The sequence below is a fragment of the Pseudomonas lundensis genome, from assembly GCF_002269125.1.
Classification (GTDB): Bacteria; Pseudomonadota; Gammaproteobacteria; order Pseudomonadales; family Pseudomonadaceae; genus Aquipseudomonas; species Aquipseudomonas lundensis_A.
In genome coordinates this window covers 71,785-87,694 of the sequence record NZ_NQKI01000016.1, presented here as the reverse complement: position 1 = coordinate 87,694, position 15,910 = coordinate 71,785, and the positions used below count along the sequence as shown (strand labels likewise).

The window sequence follows — 15,910 nt, the reverse complement described above, 5'->3', positions numbered from 1 at the left end:
ATTTACAGACCGCGAGCGCCGCCGGTTAGTGCCCAAAATTGTCGTTCGCCTCAAGGCGACAGCAGGTACCCGCTGCGGTGCTCCCCGGCCCCCGCCACATGGGCGATGACCATGCCAGCCGTGGCCATGCGCCGCAACGAGCGGGCATACAACACGCCGTCGGTTGCGCTGTAAACCGGCGTGACACGATCGCTGACCGGATCAATAACCTGGGCGATGAGTTGCCCGTCGCGCAGTTTCTCGCCCGGGCTGGCGCAAAATACCAGCAACCCCCCAACGGGCGTTGCAACCGGTTCAACCCCGGCCAGCGGCGTAGCAGGGCACAACAACGCGGGTGCAGGGGGCGGATCGCCAGCAATGGCGCCCATGTCGATCAAATAATCAAGCAATGCCTCACAGTCGGCCTTGGCCATGGGATGGCTGACGTCATGCTGACCGCGCAACTCCACGGTGACCGACACACAACCCTGGGGGATGGCTGCGACGTGACCGAAGCGTTGTTTGAGCTCCCACCACACGAGCGTCAGGCACTCATCGAAGGACAACCCGCCAGAGTCGGTGGCCAGCAGGCTTGCCTGTGCACCGATGCGACGGGCCAGCGGCTCGACCCGAGGCCAGGCATCGGGGGTCGTGTAAAGGTGAGGGACGGCTTCAAAATCGCAATGCAGGTCCAGCACGATATCGGCATCGCAAGCCAGTGTTTGCAGGGTGGAACGCAGTGATTGCAGAGGGGTGGCGGGTACGTGTTGGGCGAGGGTTGCACGCACGTGATGGCGAATCAGGTGCAGGTTATGGTCAGGGTCATCGGTTAAAAGCCCTTCAATGGCATCACCTATTTCCAGGCTCAAATCGAGAAACAGGCGATTGAAGTTCTGCCCGCTTTCCAGTTCAAAACGACCCAGAGGCACGTCCATCAACACTTGTTCCAGGCCGGCGGGATTGGCCATGGGCACGACCACGATTTCACTGCGCAACCGGCCATCGTTTTCCAGCTCTGCCAGCCGCTGCTTGAGGTGCCAGGCCACCAGCATGCCTGGCAGTTCATCTGCGTGCAGTGCGGCCTGAATGTAGACCTTGCCCTGTGGTTGGTCAGGCCCATAGTGAAAACTGTGAATGTGCCGCTCACCGCCGGGCACGGGGGCCAGCAGGGGGTGGGTTTGATGTCGCTTTGTTTGCATGCAAAAGTCCCGATGAGCCAAGTCAGGGCGCGCCAGCCTGCAGCGTTCCGGCGAGTGAGGTCACGCAGGCGCGAATAATGGCAGCGATGCTGGCGCGCGCATAGCACCCACACCGCGCTTTCCACATCGGTGATGGCCTTTAGCCCAGCAGTGCTTGCAAGGTTTCAAGGCTGTCGGCATCCGCGACACCTTTGTCATGTCGCCAGCGCAACATGCGCGGAAAGCGCACGGCGATTCCACTTTTATGGCGTTTTGACAGGGCAATGCCTTCAAACCCCAGCTCGAACACCATGCTGGGAGTCACGCTGCTGACCGGCCCGAATTTCTCGACGGTGGTCTTACGTACGATGGCGTCGACTTTGCGCATTTCTTCGTCGGTCAAACCTGAATAAGCCTTTGCAAAAGGCACCAATTGGCGGTCGGATTTTTCCGGCGGACCGTCCCACACGGCAAATGTGTAATCGCTGTAGAGGCTGGCACGGCGACCATGCCCGCGTTGGGCGTAGATCAGCACAGCATCGACGCTGAACGGGTCGACTTTCCATTTCCACCACACGCCCACGTCTTTGGTGCGCCCGACGCCGTACTGGGCTGTGCGCGATTTGAGCATCATCCCTTCCACGCTCAGGGCGCGAGAGGTGGTGCGTTGTTGCGCCAAGTCAGCCCAGTCGCTGCCGTGCAATTGGGGGGACAGCTGCAGCGCTGGCTGGTTGGCCTGATCCACTGCACCTTCCAGTTGCGCCCGTCGTTGCGCCTGCGGGTGCTGGCGCCAGTCCTGGCCTTGCCACTCCAGCAAGTCGTATGCAAGCAGCACCACCGGAATCTCCTGAAGGATCTTTTTGCTTAGCGTCTTGCGGCCAATACGCTGCTGCAGCAGGGCAAATGGCTGCACGTTGGGGCCGGCCTGCGGTGCGTGATGCCAGACCACGATTTCGCCATCGATGACGCACCCATCCGGTAGTGCAGCGCCCATTTCCAAAAGCTCCGGGAAGCGCTCGCTGATTAATTCCTCGCCCCGCGACCAGAGCCACACTTGCCCGTCGCGCTTGACCAGTTGTGCACGTATACCGTCCCACTTCCATTCCACTTGCCAGTCTGCGGGCGGCCCCAGCAGGGCCTCGAATTGTTCGACCGGCAGTTGCAGCGGGTGTGCCAGGAAAAACGGGTAAGGTTGCCCGCCACGTTGTGCGTGTTCGTCAGCGGAGGGTTCGGCGATCAGTTTCAGGTAATCGGCCGCAGAAGGTTTGCGCGACAGCTCGGTATACCCCACCAGCCGCTGGGCCACGCGCTTACTGTCGACCCCGGCCAGGGCCGCGAGCGCGCGGGTCACCAGCAGTTTGGAGACGCCCACGCGAAAACTGCCGGTGATCAATTTGATGCAGACCATCAGGCTTTGTTGATCCAGTTGCGCCCACAGCGCGGGAAGTCGCAGGGACAAAGCATCTGGCGTCGCTCCGCGCAGCGGTAACAGATGGTTTTCAACCCAGTCGGCGAGCCCGGTCTCACTGCTGTGCGGGGACTCGGGCAACAGCAGCGACAGGGTTTCGGCCAGATCCCCCACCGCCTGGTAGCTTTCTTCGAACAGCCACTCAGGCAAGTCGGCCTGCTGCATGCCAATCTCGCGCAGCACGCGGCTGGGCACCAGTTGGCGCGGGCGTCCGCCTGCCAAGAAGTACACCGCCCACGCGGCATCCGCGGGTTGGGCCTGGCTGAAATAGTCTTGCAGCGCGGCCAGCTTGGCGTTGCTGGAGGTGGTGGCGTCGAGCCGACCATAGAGCTGGGCGAAGGCTTTCATGAGGCAGGCTCCGGTAGGGGCGCTGCTTCTTCGTCATCGCCATATTCAGTGACAAAGCCTTGGGCATCCAGCCCCTTTTCCCGCAGAAACCGTACCAGGGTGCCGATGGATCCATGGGTGACCATGACCCGTTGCGCACCGGTCTGTTCGATGGCCCACAACAATCCGGGCCAGTCGGCGTGGTCGGAGAGGATAAACCCGCGATCAACACCCCGGCGTCGCCGCGGACCGCGCAGGCGCATCCAGCCGCTGGCAAAGGCATCGCTGTAGTCGCCAAAGCGGCGCATCCAGGTGCTGCCGCCCGAGGAGGGGGGCGCCAGAATCAATGCCTGCCGCAGCAAGGGATCAGTCTTTTTGAGGTCCCCTGCGTACAGCGTTTGCGGGATGTAAATGCCGGCGTCGCGGTACACCCGGTTTAGTGGCTCCACAGAACCGTGAGCCACGATCGGGCCAATACTGGCGTCGATGCCATGCAAAATACGCTGCGCTTTACCGAAGGCATAACAGAACAACACGCTGGCCTTGCCTACGCGCTGATTGGCCCGCCACCACTGGTTGATTTCGGCAAAAATCTGCGCTTGTGGCTGCCAACGGTAAATCGGCACGCCAAAGGTCGATTCGGTGATGAACGTGTGGCAGCGCACGGGCTCGAACGGCGCGCAGGTGCCGTCGGGTTCCACTTTGTAATCGCCGGAGGCCACCCACACTTCGCCTTTGTACTCCAGTCGTACCTGCGCCGAGCCCAGCACATGGCCCGCAGGGTGAAAACTGAGGGTAACGCCATGGTGTTTCAGGGGTTCGCCGTAGGCCAGAGTTTGCAGGCTGATGTCTTGCCCCAGCCGCGCACGTAAAATGCCCGCGCCGGGTTCGGCGGCCAGGTAATGGGTGTTACCCGTGCGCGCATGGTCGCCATGCCCGTGGGTAATTACCGAACGTTCGACAGGGCGCCAGGGGTCGATGTAAAAATCCCCGGGCGGGCAGTACAAGCCTTCAGGTCGCGCAATCACAAGGTCCATGGGGATGCCGTGGCAATGGGCTTGTTATGTAGGAGGCAAGGACAGGGCGGGAAGTTCGAAAAAGGTGCAGGTGCTGACACTGCCGCGCAAGGTGGGCTCGGTGAACGTTCCCGGCGCGGCAGTGCTCGCGGTTTTACCTGCCCGGCGTCAGCGTCAGGCGGGTTTTTCCATACACCTTGTCGAAATGTTGCGGTTGCATCGGGAAGCTCAGGTACTGGCCTTTAAGCCACGGATCGATGCCATCGGCGTAATGCGGGCTGGCCGGGTTGCTGGATTGTCCGCTGCTGTTCTGCGCCATCATCGGTTCGACCTGCCCGAAGTCGACGATCATGCGCATGGCCGGGATCAACGTCGTGTCAAAGTTCGAATCCCCCAGGCGATAAGCGGCGATGTTCAGCGTGGTGTGATCACCGCCCGCCGCGATGGGGCCGCGCACAGCCTGGCCTTGGGCATTGCGCCAGACGTAAGTGTGCAACTTGTCCCATTGCCAGGCTTTGAGATCGCTGCCCATCAGGCGTTCACCGTTGTCGACAGCGGCCACCAGGCTATGCGCCAGGACTGTCGGTTTGTCTCGTGCTTTTCCATTGCGGGCGTCATTCCAGAATGGACTGTCCTCGCGGCTCAGCAAGTGATCGGCCTGAGCCGAGTACGACAGGTTGCCGTTGCTGATGAATGCCTGCCAACTGGCGCTGTTCTCAGGCCCGAGGGCGTCAAGGAACGTCACTTGCGTACTGGCCTGCAGGAACAGTTCATAGAGCGCGGCATTGGCCGAGCTTGCGCTGAGCTTGCCGTCAAAGGCCAATAACCGGCTCAAGGCTTCGCGCGCCTTGGGTTGATCGGCAGCGGGCAGGGCAGCAATGGCCTGTTTCAAGGGCTGGGTCATGCCGGGCGCGGTGAGCATGGCTTTGAGTTTGGGGGCGAACAGGGTGACCTGATCGTACTGCATGGCAATCAGGCTGCGCGCGTCCTGCTTGCCGCTGCCTGCCAGTTGCGCGATGCGCTCACTGCGTTCGGGCGACAGCCACGAGTTTGACAGTTGCATGCCGTAGCCATAGGCCGCCGTGCGCTGATTGGCTGTGCCGAGCCACCCTTGAGCCGGGTCTTGATCGTAGGGATGCAACATGGCATCGGCGTATCCGTCCCAGTCATAGCGACTTTCCCAGCCCGGCGACGGGATCAGGCCCAGGCCCTCGCGGCGGTTGGGGTACAGGCCGGTCACTTGCCAGCCAATATGCCGGGCGTCGGCATACAACAGGTTGAGGGCGACCGAACGGATTTCACGGCTGGCGTCAGAGGCTGCCTCGCTGGTTTGCGCGCGGGACAGGTTGAAAAACGCGTCCAGCGTCTTGTCGTCCTTAAAGTCCGGCATTTGCAGGGCCAGGCCCAGGCTACTGTTCAGCGCAGTATTGAGCAGTGGCCCGTGACGGGTTTCATAGACGGCTTCACGAATCGGGCGCTGGCCTTTGATGAAGAAGGTTTCATTGCGCACGCTGGCGGGCAGCCATTTACCGTTCGACAGGTAGTAAAGACGATTGCCTTCGCGTTTGAGTTTCTCAACAAACACGTCCTGATTGTCGCCCATGGCCATGCTCATGCCCCACGCAACGTTACCGTTGAAACCGGCAAACAGGGTCGGCAGCCCGGCAATCGAGGCTCCCGCAGCCTGATATTTTGGGGCGCGGATTTGCACGTAGCTCCAGGCCGAAGGGATGCCGATGGGCTGATGAATATCGTTGGCCAGCAGGCTTTTGCCCGAGCGGCTGCGTTGCGGGCCTATCGCCCAGTCACTGGACGCCGTTACGCCCGGCATGCTCAGGCGGGTGACCTGTTCGAGGGCATGCGTCACGCTGTCCAGCCCTTGCAACGCAGTGCCAAAGTTCAACCCCTTGAGTTTCTCGGCCTCACTGGTAGGCAATGCTTCACCGGGGTAGGTCGGCATCAGCCATGGCAATTTGTCGCTGCCCACTTTCTGTGCCAGCACCAGCGCATTCAACTCCTCTTGCAGGTTGGTTGACATGCCGAAGCTCAGCAGGCTGTACACCAGTGCCGAATCTTCGGGTCTCCAGTACTCGGCCTTATAACCTGCCCGGGCCAGATATTCGGGCAGTTTGTCGCGGTAGCGAAACAGGTAAGCGTTAACGCCCCGGGCATACACCTCAAAAAACTTTTTCAGGCGCGGCGATGCACTTTTGTACAGCTCGCTGGCGTTCTTCTTCAGGTTGATGCTGCGCATCAGGCGGTCGGTTGGTAGGGCATCGGCACCCTCCAGTTCCGCCAGACGGCCTTGCGCGAGCAGGCGTAGGCGTACCATCTGGCTGATGCGATCACTGGCGTGCACATAGCCCAGCGTGAAAAGTGCGTCATGGAAACTGCTGCTTTCAATCAGCGGCATGCCCTGTGCGTTACGCCGCACCGACACGTTCTGCGCCAGCCCTTTGAGCGGCTGCACCCCTGACGTGGGCACCAGGCTTTGGGTGGCAGGGTTGTTCATCTGGCAACCGGTCAGGCTCAGAAAACCGACCACTGCCGCGGCAACGCCGAACCGGGGTAAACAATAAGTGAAGGCTGGCGAGGCCATGGCAAAGCTCCTGCGAAGGGGGTGTCATCGAAAGGCGCTACGTTAGTGACGCGCAAGAGGGCACGCAAGGGCTATATGGCGAAAAGCCAAGTGCAGGCGCCGTCAGCATCGCACGCTGTGTTATTGCGGCCGAACGGCGCAAGGCGCTATGTGCCGCTGGCCTGCAGCGGCAGCGTTATAGCAGCTTCAAACTGCGAGGGTTGTTTATTGTGGCGGGTTGATCTTGGCCACCAGCGCGTAGGCCCGCTCAGTGGCGGGGCGTGCCTTGATGCGGTCAAACCAGGTTTTCAGCGCCGGGAAGTCGTCCAGATTCTGCCCTTGCCAGGCATGCGGCACGATCCACGGGTAAATCGCCATGTCCGCGATGCTGTACGCGTCACCTGCAACAAACTGCCGGCCTTCCAGTTGCTTGTTCAAGACGCCATAGAGGCGGGCCGTTTCGTCGGTATAGCGCTTGATCGCGTAAGGGATTTTTTCGGGCGCAAAACGATTGAAGTGGTGATTTTGCCCCGCCATTGGCCCCAGGCCGCCCATTTGCCAGAACAGCCACTGCAGCGCCATTTGCCGCCCTCGCAAATCCTTGGGCAAGAACTGTCCGGTTTTCTCGGCCAGATACAGCAGGATGGCACCCGATTCGAACAGCGAGAGCGGCGCGCCACCGTCCGCCGGGGTTTGATCGACAATGGCCGGAATGCGGTTGTTGGGCGAGATTTTCAGGAAAGCAGGCGCAAACTGTTCATTTTTACTGATGTTGACCGGGTGGACCTTGTAGGGCAGGCCAGCTTCTTCGAGAAACAGTGAAACCTTGTGGCCGTTTGGGGTGGTCCAGTAGTAAAGATCGATCATGAAGGGCTCCAGAAGCGAATGTTCACGTTGAAACTGATGCTCGGCAAAGGTAGCAGTTCACTCGCAGCTGTCAGTTTTACTCGCGCCGTTGTGAAGGGGAAACGTGTCAGTGCAAGTTTTGGCAGGAAATCTCAGGCGGTAAAAATACAAACGCCGCACATGCCTGAAGGCAGGTGCGGCGCAGGTCGGGCGCTGTTTAAAGGATCAGGCGCCGTGACATTTTTTGAATTTTTTGCTGCTGCCACACGGGCAAGGATCGTTGCGGCCAACGTCTTTCAACGCATTGCGCACAGGCTCCTGATGGGCGTGACCGCAGTTCGGGCCATGCACATGACCGGTACCGTGGTCATGGGCGTGATCATGCTGATCATGATCGTGGTTGCAGTCTGGGCCGTGAACGTGGGGTTGTTGGGTCATTGCTCAATCACTCTGGAATAAAATCGCCGGGGATTATCTCGCCTTTGCGCATGACGTGCACGTCGTTACCGTAGAACAGGCCGGTCTCCAGCGTGCCTTCAAGCCGATAAGGGATTGGTTCGTCAGGCGACTCCAGCAATTTGACCAGGGGTTTGACGTGTTGCCACATATTGGTGCGCACCGGGACTACGTAGTCGGCCGTGCCTTTGGGATCAACGCTGAACCATTGGCTGTGTTCGCCTTCTGTCAACAAAATGGGGCCCAAGTACACTTTGTAGCTTATGCCGCGGACGGTGAGGGTGGAGTCGTTGGGGTTATCCACCCTGAAGTGCAGCTTGAAGCGCTGCTCCAACAGTTTGGCCTGAATTAGTTCAACACGCTCCAGGCGCACTCCGGGGTCTTTGTCCGAGGACTCAAACCAGGAGGCGCACCCCGACAGACCCACTATCAGCAAGAGGGCGGCGGTGTGTTTAATAAGTGCCCGAGCATCCATTCTTTGCTCCTTATCAGCCACGTCAGTTCAGCTTATTGGGCGAAATAGCCGGCGCAGCATTTTTTGAATTTGAAGCCGCTGGCGCAAGGACAGGGGTCATTGCGCCCCACTTTTAGCGAAACGGTTGGATCAATGAAGAACCAGCGCCCGGCACTTTGCACGAAGGAAGACTTTTCCCGATGGCTGTGTTCGCCATTGGCATCATGCCAGCGGGCCGTAAAGGTGACGAACGCATGTTCAGGTTGACCACCAAACACTTCACTGTGTTCAACCTCTAACCCGAGCCACGTACTTTGTGTACTCCAGCTTTTAATGGATTCACGGTCGAGACCGGCTTGCTGCACCGGTAATGTCGTAGCAACCAGGTAATCCACCCGCCCCAGAACGTAGGCGCTGTAACGTGAACGCATGAGGGTTTCGGCGCTTGGGGCGACAGTCCCCGCGTGATAATGCCCGCAGCAGGCGTCGAGCAGGTTGCCGCTGCCACAAGGGCAAATGGATGTACTCATCGGTTTACCACCAATACTTGCCGAAGTTTTCCGGATTGGCCCAGAACCTGGCATTTAACCAGTCGGGCACCTGTTTGTACTCGCGTAGATCATAGGTGAATAGCGTCAGTATCTGATCGTCACGCTGAAAGCTCTCATTGTTCTGTAGTGCTAAAGCGAAAAAGTCCGTTTCTTTCCAGTCGCACGCTGTCAGATCTGCGAGTACCGCGAGTCGACTGGCGTTCAGGTTACGAATCCCGCCCAGCAATTCAAGACCCGCTTTTTTGGGCAGGTGTTCAAGGCAATCCACTACCAGGGCTAAATCAAAGCGCTGGCTGGCCAAGTCTTCGGGAAGCGGGCCGGGGGTTGCCAGTGAGACCTGGGCGTCAGGGTGGGCCTGTTGAAAGGCTTGCAGGGCCGGAAAATGACTGGCGCCGACCACCAGCAAACGCTGCGGGGCGTATCGATCAAGCAAAGCCGCCAAAGCGTGCTGAGGCGTGCGGGTGGAAATGCCGGAGTTCATCTCAAGTCCTCTTTCTAAGCGCCCAAGACTAGCCTGCCCTGACCCTGCGGCCTAGTGGATCCACTCAACGAAAGCGAAGAAGCGGTCTGGCGACCTCACGTATCGAAATGACACACGGAGGTATTTTTGTCGGGACCTCTGGCGCAGCTGTCCTGCCACCCGTTAAGGTGCATCCAAAGAAAAAACATAACGATCAGGGGGAGCTATGAAGGTGCTTTGGGGGCTGGGGAAAGTCTTGACCCTTTTGTTTTGGGTGGTCGTGATGATCAATGTGCTCAATCCGTTGATCAACCCATTTGATGTATTGGTCAATCTGGCCGGCAGTTTGTTGTTGCTGACCCACTTGCTTGAGCTGCTACTGTTCAACGGCAGTATCAAAGAGCGCCCCAATCCTTGGCGTGATCGCTTGCATGTCCTCCTGGTTGGCATTTTTCACCTGCAAACCCTCCGCTCCACTTCTGAACAAGGCGCTCACCATGCGTAAGTTAGGTTTATTGGTCGCCCTGTGCAGCCCGTTTGTCCATGCCGAATCGGTCAAGGTTGATCCCAACACGCTGATGCGTTTGCCCGCCAATACCAGCGTCTTGCAACTCGAACAGCTCGATGTGGCGGATTACGGCACCTTGCTGATCCCGCCCGGTGTGACGCAGGTCAAAATTGACCAACTGCATTTGGGACGTGAAGCGCGCATCACCATTGTCCCGGCCGAGCGTGCCATTGAGTTGCACGCGGCTTATGCCAACTTTGAAGAAGGCAGCCAGATCAATGCCCGTGGCGCAGCGGGCACTTACGAAAAACCGGCGCGACCGGCCCGAGATCTGACCCTGCGGTTTGATGCCTTACAAGCCAACGAGCTGTCGGTCGATGCCCGTGGCGGAACCGGTGCGCCGGGTTTTGTCGGGCTCGATGGCGGCAACGGTGAGGCACCGGGGTGCACCTGGGGTTCCGCGGGCGCAGGCCACAATGGGCAAAACGGTGGTAACGGTCAGCAGGGCGCTGCCGGTGCGCAGGTGCGTGTCGAACTGCCCCGAGATTTCCCTGAAGCCCTGATCAACGTGCGTGTGGAGGGCGGCGCGGGTGGCAAGCCCGGTGCAGCAGGGCGTGCGGGGGCTGGCGGCAAATCCAAAGGGTGCCTGGTGTACCGCACCGACGGCGCCAAGTCAGGCAAGCCCGGGCTGGCGGGTGAACCCGGCGAAACCGGTTCTGCTGGCGCGGTGACCATCCAGCGCTTGTAACCCTTCCTGTAAACGCGCAGTTGCTGACACCGCATAAAGGTTGCGAGCGGTTGCACGACGTTCATCGCGGCGTCGCGCAACAGCTCAAGGCCTTAAAACATCGGCCGCGCCGCCGCAATTGCTACCAGCAACAGCCCGACGATCAAGTTACAGCCCACCAATCGACGAATCCTGGCCAAAGCCGCTGCGCCTGCCGCCCATTGCTCTGCCTGGACTGCCTTGCGCAGTTCCGGAAGTTGCAGGGATTGAATGCGGATAAACAGCGCCACCATCACGATGTACAGCCCCATCATGATCTGCACATAACGCGGTGCGGTCTCAAATCCGTTAAAGCGGATCTGCAACAGGCCAACACCGCTTATCGGCAAAATCAGCACCGCGGCCCATACCCAGACGAAAAAACGCGGAAACACCTCGACCCATAATTTCAGCCGGGCCGGGCCTTCAAGGGCCGCCACACTGGCCGGGCGCAGGATCATCCAGGCAAAAAACATTCCGCCGACCCAAATCAGGGCGGCCAAAACATGCAGGCTATAGGCAAGGGCAAAGGCGGTCATGAGGTACTCCGTTCGGCGCGGGATGATTTAGCGGGGTATGATAGCGGCCATTCGAACCACTGAAAATTTATCCAGCGTTTCTCGCGCCCGAAGAACCATGATTAGTAACGAACTCAAATCCCAGATTCAGGGCGCATACTCGCGTTTTCTCGAAGCCAAGAGCCTCAAGCCACGCTATGGCCAGCGGTTGATGATCGCCGAAGTGGCCAAGGTGCTGGGCGACATCGATACCGACGAAGAAGGCCATCGCAGCGGCGAGCCCGCCGTGGTTGCGGTCGAAGCGGGCACTGGCACCGGCAAGACCGTGGCCTACAGCCTGGCCGCAATCCCGACGGCAAAGGCGGCAGGCAAGCGCCTGGTGATTGCCACGGCGACCGTGGCGTTGCAGGAGCAGATTGTCTACAAAGACCTTCCGGATCTCATGCGCAACAGCGGGCTGAATTTCAGTTTTGCCTTGGCCAAAGGCCGTGGGCGTTACATGTGCCTGTCCAAGCTCGACATGCTGCTGCAAGAAGGCCACGCGCAAACTGCGACGGCGCAGTTGTTCGAGGAAGAAGGGTTCAAGATCGAGGTTGATGAAGCCAGTCAAAAGCTGTTCACCAGCATGATCGAAAAGCTGGCGGGCAATAAGTGGGACGGCGACCGCGACAGCTGGCCTCAGGCTCTGGAAGACCAGGACTGGGCGCGTCTGACCACCGACCACAGCCAATGCACCAACCGCCATTGCCCGAACTTCGGCCAGTGCGCCTTCTATAAGGCCCGCGAAGGCATGGGCAAGGTGGACGTGATCGTCACCAACCACGACATGGTACTGGCCGACCTGGCGCTGGGCGGCGGTGCGGTATTGCCTGATCCGCGTGACACGCTGTATGTGTTCGACGAAGGCCATCACCTACCGGACAAGGCCATCGGCCACTTCGCCCATTACACGCGCCTGCGCTCCACCGCCGACTGGCTGGAGCAAACCGCCAAGAACCTCACCAAACTGCTGGCGCAACACCCACTGCCGGGTGACTTGGGGCGTTTGTTGGAACAAGTGCCGGAGCTTGCGAAGGAGATCAAGGCGCAGCAGCAGTTCATGTTCACCACCTGTGAGCAGATCGCTGACTTCAAGGTCGGTGAAGAACCGGAAGGGCGTGAGCGCCCGCGGCACCGCTTTGTCGGCGGGCTGATTCCCGATCATATGCGGGAAATGGGCATCGAACTGAAAAAAGGCTTCTCGCGTCTTACAGACTTGTTTACCCGGCTGACTGAAATTCTGAAGGACGGCATGGACGGTGAGGTCAACATCGGCATCACCAGCAATCAGGCCGAAGAGTGGTATCCCCTGTTTGGCAGCTTGCTGTCCCGTGCCCAGGGTAACTGGGAATTGTGGACCGCCTTTACCACCGAAGACCCCGAAGACAACCCGCCTATGGCCCGTTGGTTGACGCTGGCTGAAAGCGGCTCGCTGTTTGATATCGAGGTAAACGCCAGCCCGATTCTGGCGGCAGAAATGCTGCGCCGTAACCTGTGGAACGTCGCCTATGGCGCGTTAGTCACGTCGGCCACACTTACCGCGTTGGGCACCTTCGATCGTTTCCGCATGCGCGCCGGGTTGCCGAAAAAGGCGGTTACCGCAGTCGTACCCAGCCCGTTCCACCATGCCGACGCGGGTGTGCTGCGGGTGCCCGACCTTAAAGCCGACCCGCGTGACGCGATGGCGCACACGGCGGCGATCATTCGCGACCTGCCGGGTCTGGTTGAAGGTTCCAAAGGCACGCTGGTGTTGTTCTCGTCGCGCAAACAGATGCAGGACGTGTTCGACGGCCTGGAGCGTGACTGGCGCAAGCAGGTGTTCATCCAGGGCAACTTGTCGAAACAGGAGACCCTCAACAAACACAAGGCCCGGGTGGATGGTGGCGACTCCAGTGTGTTGTTCGGGCTGGCCAGCTTTGCTGAAGGTGTGGACTTGCCCGGCGCGTACTGTGAGCACGTGGTGATCGCTAAAATTCCGTTCTCGGTGCCTGACGACCCGGTCGAAGCGGCGCTTGCGGAGTGGATCGAGGCCCGTGGCGGCAACCCGTTCATGGAAATATCCGTCCCCGACGCGTCCCTCAAACTGGTGCAAGCCTGCGGTCGTCTGCTGCGCACCGAGCAGGATCGCGGCACTATCACGTTGCTGGACCGGCGACTGGTCACTCAGCGCTATGGCAAGGCGATCCTGAATGCCTTGCCACCTTTCCGGCGCGAAATTTCTTAAGCGCAAGTCGGCCTTATGGCCGACTTTGCTGTCTATGCTTTGTCTTTCACCACCACACCGGCCGTTTTCGGTCGTTTGGGAGAACCACATTCTTATGATTCGCCGTTCACTGTCCGCTGTTTTTGCGCTGCTGGTTACGACCCCACTGATGGCAGCGCCTGCCGGTCAACAGACCTTGTTCAACTTCGTTCGTCCCGCCGATGTGGTGCAGGTGGCGACCGTGGATGCGATCTTGCCGCAGTACAACGCAGAACAAACGGCCGAAGGTGAGGTGTTGCGTCGTGTGACCTTCAACCCGGCAGCCGCCCCGAGCCTGATTCTCAAACCGCAGACCGGAGCGTGGGACTGGTCGCAGTCGGGCATGATGACGTTACGTATTCAAAATGCCATGAACTGGGCGCTGACCCTCGACGTTACGCTGCAAAGCAGCAACGGCAAAACGTTGACCAGCCGCGTTGCTCTGCCAGCAGGTCCGGCGCAGACGTTGTTGTTGCCGTTGAAAGCCAACACCCCGCACAGCCAGGGAATGCGCGCCGGACCGCCGATGCCGATGAACCTCGACGGTCAGCGCATTTTGCTGGCTGCCAGCCAAGGCGAAATTGACCTGAGCCAAGTGGTGTCGGTGACGCTGTCAGTCCCGCAGCCCACGGCCGCGCAAAGCATCTTGCTCGAACGTTTTGGTGTGCAAGACGGCGACGGAGTGATCAAAGCGGTCTACAGCTCAATTGTGGACGGCTATGGTCAGTCGACCCGTGCCAAGTGGCCCGAGCGTGTAAGCAATGACGAGCAGCTCAAGGCCGCAGCCGCTAAAGAACAGCAACAGCTCAAAGGCTGGCTGGCCAAACGCAGTGATCTGGATAAATTCGGTGGCTGGACCCAAGGCGCACCGTTCGACGCCACTGGGTTTTTCCGCACTGAAAAACGTGACGGGCGCTGGAATCTGGTCACCCCGCAAGGGCACCCGTTTTACTCCCTGGGCCTGAACGCCGTGACCGCGAGCGACAGTCAGACGTATGTGGCCGGGCGCGAATGGATGTTCAGCGCGTTGCCGAACAAAGACGAACCTTTGCATGCCTACTACGGCACCTCGGACCATAACAGCGGCAACGGCGCGAGCCGTGGGCGAGCGTTCGATGCGGGACGCTGGTACAACTTTTATGGCGCCAACCTGCAACGCATTTATGGCCAGCCCTGTACCACCGGCAAGGCGGTCGAAGGCGCTGAAGTTGTGACGCCTTGTGCGCCCGAAGCCTTCGATGCACAACGCTGGCAAACTCATACGTTGGATCGCTTGCAAGCCTGGGGTTTCAACACCATCGGCAACTGGAGCGACCCGGCGCTGGGCGATAGCAAGCGCGTGCCCTATACCTTGCCGCTGTCGATTGTGGGGGATTACGCCAGCATCAGTACCGGCTCTGACTGGTGGGGCGGCATGCCCGACCCGTTCGACCCGCGCTTTGCCATGGCCACTGAACGCGCCGTCGCCATTGCCGCCCGTGATCATCGCGACGATCCGTGGTTGATCGGTTATTTTGCTGACAACGAATTGGCGTGGGCCGGTCCCGGCTCCGATGCGAAGAATCGGTATGCGCTGGCCTTTGGCACGTTGCGCATGACCACCGACGTTCCCGCCAAACGCGCGTTCTTGAAGCAGTTGCGTGACAAGTACCGTAACCAGCAGGGCCTGTCCAAGGCCTGGGGTGTCGATATCCCGGCCTGGGAGTTGCTTGAAGACCCAGGTTTCGAAGCACCGTTGCCCAACCCAGAGCACCCGGAGATCGAAGCCGACTACCAATACTTCCAGAAAGTATTCGCCGACAACTACTTCAAGACCATTTCCGACTCGCTCAAATGGCACGCCCCTAACCATTTGCTGCTGGGGGGCCGTTTTGCCGTCAGCACACCTGAGGCGGTGGCGTCGTGTGCGCAGTATTGCGATGTCCTGAGCTTCAACTTCTACACGCTGCAACCGCAAGACGGCTACGACTTTGCCAAACTGCGAGAACTCGACAAGCCGGTGATGATCACCGAGTTCAACTTTGGCTCCCGCGATCGCGGCCCGTTCTGGGGCGGCGTGACCGAAGTAGCCAACGAGGAGGCGCGTGGCCCGGCGTACAGCAAATTCCTCAAACAGGCGGTGACAGAACCGTCGATCGTCGGCGTGCATTGGTTCCAATACCTGGATCAGCCAGTGACGGGCCGTTTACTGGATGGCGAAAATGGTCACTTCGGCATGGTAGGCATCACCGATTTGCCATTTACCGGTTTTGTTGAAAGCGTGCGCAAAGCCAATTTGCAAGCGTTGGACCAACTTGGCCAAGAAGCGGCCAAGGCCCAGGCAGACGCTAATAAAGACGTCAAAGCACCGCGCCACGCCGCCCAGGAAGGCAACGAAGGCCGCTCTGGCGCGGGCCATGCAGGCGGGCACTCGGGCCAAGGTCACTGACAGTGTGAAACTCGACGGGCGGCGATGTATTTCGTCGCTGTCGGGGTTCTAGAGCCTTTCTCAATACCCGCTCAAAACCTAAGGTTATCCATTCAC

14 protein-coding genes are annotated in these 15,910 nt (G+C 59.7%); 4 read left to right on the top strand and 10 right to left on the bottom strand.

Translation table 11 applies throughout. The features are described 5' to 3' along the window. Nucleotides 1–50: 50 nt before the first annotated feature. The 9 genes from CJF39_RS12135 to CJF39_RS12095 all read right to left on the bottom strand — a co-directional run bounded on the left by CJF39_RS12135 (nucleotide 51) and on the right by CJF39_RS12095 (nucleotide 9,334). Nucleotides 51–1,178, bottom strand: a complete 1,128-nt coding sequence (locus CJF39_RS12135) for a succinylglutamate desuccinylase/aspartoacylase family protein (RefSeq protein ID WP_094993635.1) — start codon at nucleotides 1,176–1,178, stop codon at nucleotides 51–53. Between the two features lie 139 nt (nucleotides 1,179–1,317). Continuing rightward, on the bottom strand, nucleotides 1,318–2,973 hold the full coding sequence (locus tag CJF39_RS12130) for an ATP-dependent DNA ligase (protein ID WP_094993634.1): 1,656 nt from the start codon (nucleotides 2,971–2,973) through the stop codon (nucleotides 1,318–1,320). Further along, nucleotides 2,970–3,989, bottom strand: coding sequence for a ligase-associated DNA damage response exonuclease (locus CJF39_RS12125; RefSeq protein ID WP_094993633.1), 1,020 nt, complete (start codon nucleotides 3,987–3,989; stop codon nucleotides 2,970–2,972). The genes CJF39_RS12130 and CJF39_RS12125 overlap by 4 nt, the downstream gene beginning before the upstream one ends. Nucleotides 3,990–4,122: 133 nt before the next feature. Further along, entirely contained in the window at nucleotides 4,123–6,567 is a 2,445-nt protein-coding gene (locus CJF39_RS12120; RefSeq protein WP_094993632.1) for a penicillin acylase family protein, read from the bottom strand. Nucleotides 6,568–6,771: 204 nt separating this feature from the next. Beyond that, nucleotides 6,772–7,413 carry a glutathione binding-like protein gene (locus CJF39_RS12115; RefSeq protein ID WP_094993631.1) on the bottom strand — a complete coding sequence of 214 codons (642 nt, stop codon included), beginning with the start codon at nucleotides 7,411–7,413 and terminating at the stop codon, nucleotides 6,772–6,774. Between the two features lie 204 nt (nucleotides 7,414–7,617). Further along, nucleotides 7,618–7,830, bottom strand: coding sequence for an SEC-C metal-binding domain-containing protein (locus tag CJF39_RS12110; RefSeq protein WP_094993630.1), 213 nt, complete (start codon nucleotides 7,828–7,830; stop codon nucleotides 7,618–7,620). Between the two features lie 7 nt (nucleotides 7,831–7,837). Then, complete coding sequence (locus tag CJF39_RS12105) at nucleotides 7,838–8,323, bottom strand: LEA type 2 family protein (RefSeq protein ID WP_169963231.1); 486 nt, start codon at nucleotides 8,321–8,323, stop codon at nucleotides 7,838–7,840. Between the two features lie 32 nt (nucleotides 8,324–8,355). Continuing rightward, nucleotides 8,356–8,832, bottom strand: coding sequence for a YchJ family protein (locus CJF39_RS12100; RefSeq protein WP_094993629.1), 477 nt, complete (start codon nucleotides 8,830–8,832; stop codon nucleotides 8,356–8,358). Nucleotides 8,833–8,836: 4 nt separating this feature from the next. Further along, complete coding sequence (locus tag CJF39_RS12095; RefSeq protein ID WP_094993628.1) at nucleotides 8,837–9,334, bottom strand: DUF6231 family protein; 498 nt, start codon at nucleotides 9,332–9,334, stop codon at nucleotides 8,837–8,839. A 205-nt stretch (nucleotides 9,335–9,539) separates the two neighbouring features. Between CJF39_RS12095 and CJF39_RS12090 the strand changes: the two genes are divergently transcribed. Further along, nucleotides 9,540–9,818 (top strand): DUF1145 domain-containing protein, encoded by a 279-nt coding sequence (locus tag CJF39_RS12090; protein WP_094993627.1) that lies wholly within the window; start codon nucleotides 9,540–9,542, stop codon nucleotides 9,816–9,818. Next, nucleotides 9,811–10,569: a hypothetical protein gene (locus CJF39_RS12085; RefSeq protein ID WP_094993626.1), complete on the top strand. Its 759-nt coding sequence runs from the start codon at nucleotides 9,811–9,813 to the stop codon at nucleotides 10,567–10,569. Before CJF39_RS12090 ends, CJF39_RS12085 begins: the two co-directional genes overlap by 8 nt. 92 nt (nucleotides 10,570–10,661) lie before the next feature. Here the strand turns inward: CJF39_RS12085 and CJF39_RS12080 are convergent, their stop codons facing one another. Further along, nucleotides 10,662–11,126 (bottom strand): CopD family protein, encoded by a 465-nt coding sequence (locus tag CJF39_RS12080; RefSeq protein WP_094993625.1) that lies wholly within the window; start codon nucleotides 11,124–11,126, stop codon nucleotides 10,662–10,664. 97 nt (nucleotides 11,127–11,223) lie between these two features. On the opposite strand from CJF39_RS12080, the gene dinG reads away from it, so the two are divergent. Both dinG and CJF39_RS12070 read left to right on the top strand, forming a co-directional pair. Then, entirely contained in the window at nucleotides 11,224–13,368 is a 2,145-nt protein-coding gene (gene dinG, locus CJF39_RS12075; protein ID WP_047278693.1) for an ATP-dependent DNA helicase DinG, read from the top strand. Nucleotides 13,369–13,462: 94 nt separating this feature from the next. After that, nucleotides 13,463–15,814 (top strand): beta-galactosidase, encoded by a 2,352-nt coding sequence (locus CJF39_RS12070; RefSeq protein WP_094993624.1) that lies wholly within the window; start codon nucleotides 13,463–13,465, stop codon nucleotides 15,812–15,814. The last annotated feature ends 96 nt before the right edge of the window (nucleotides 15,815–15,910 follow it).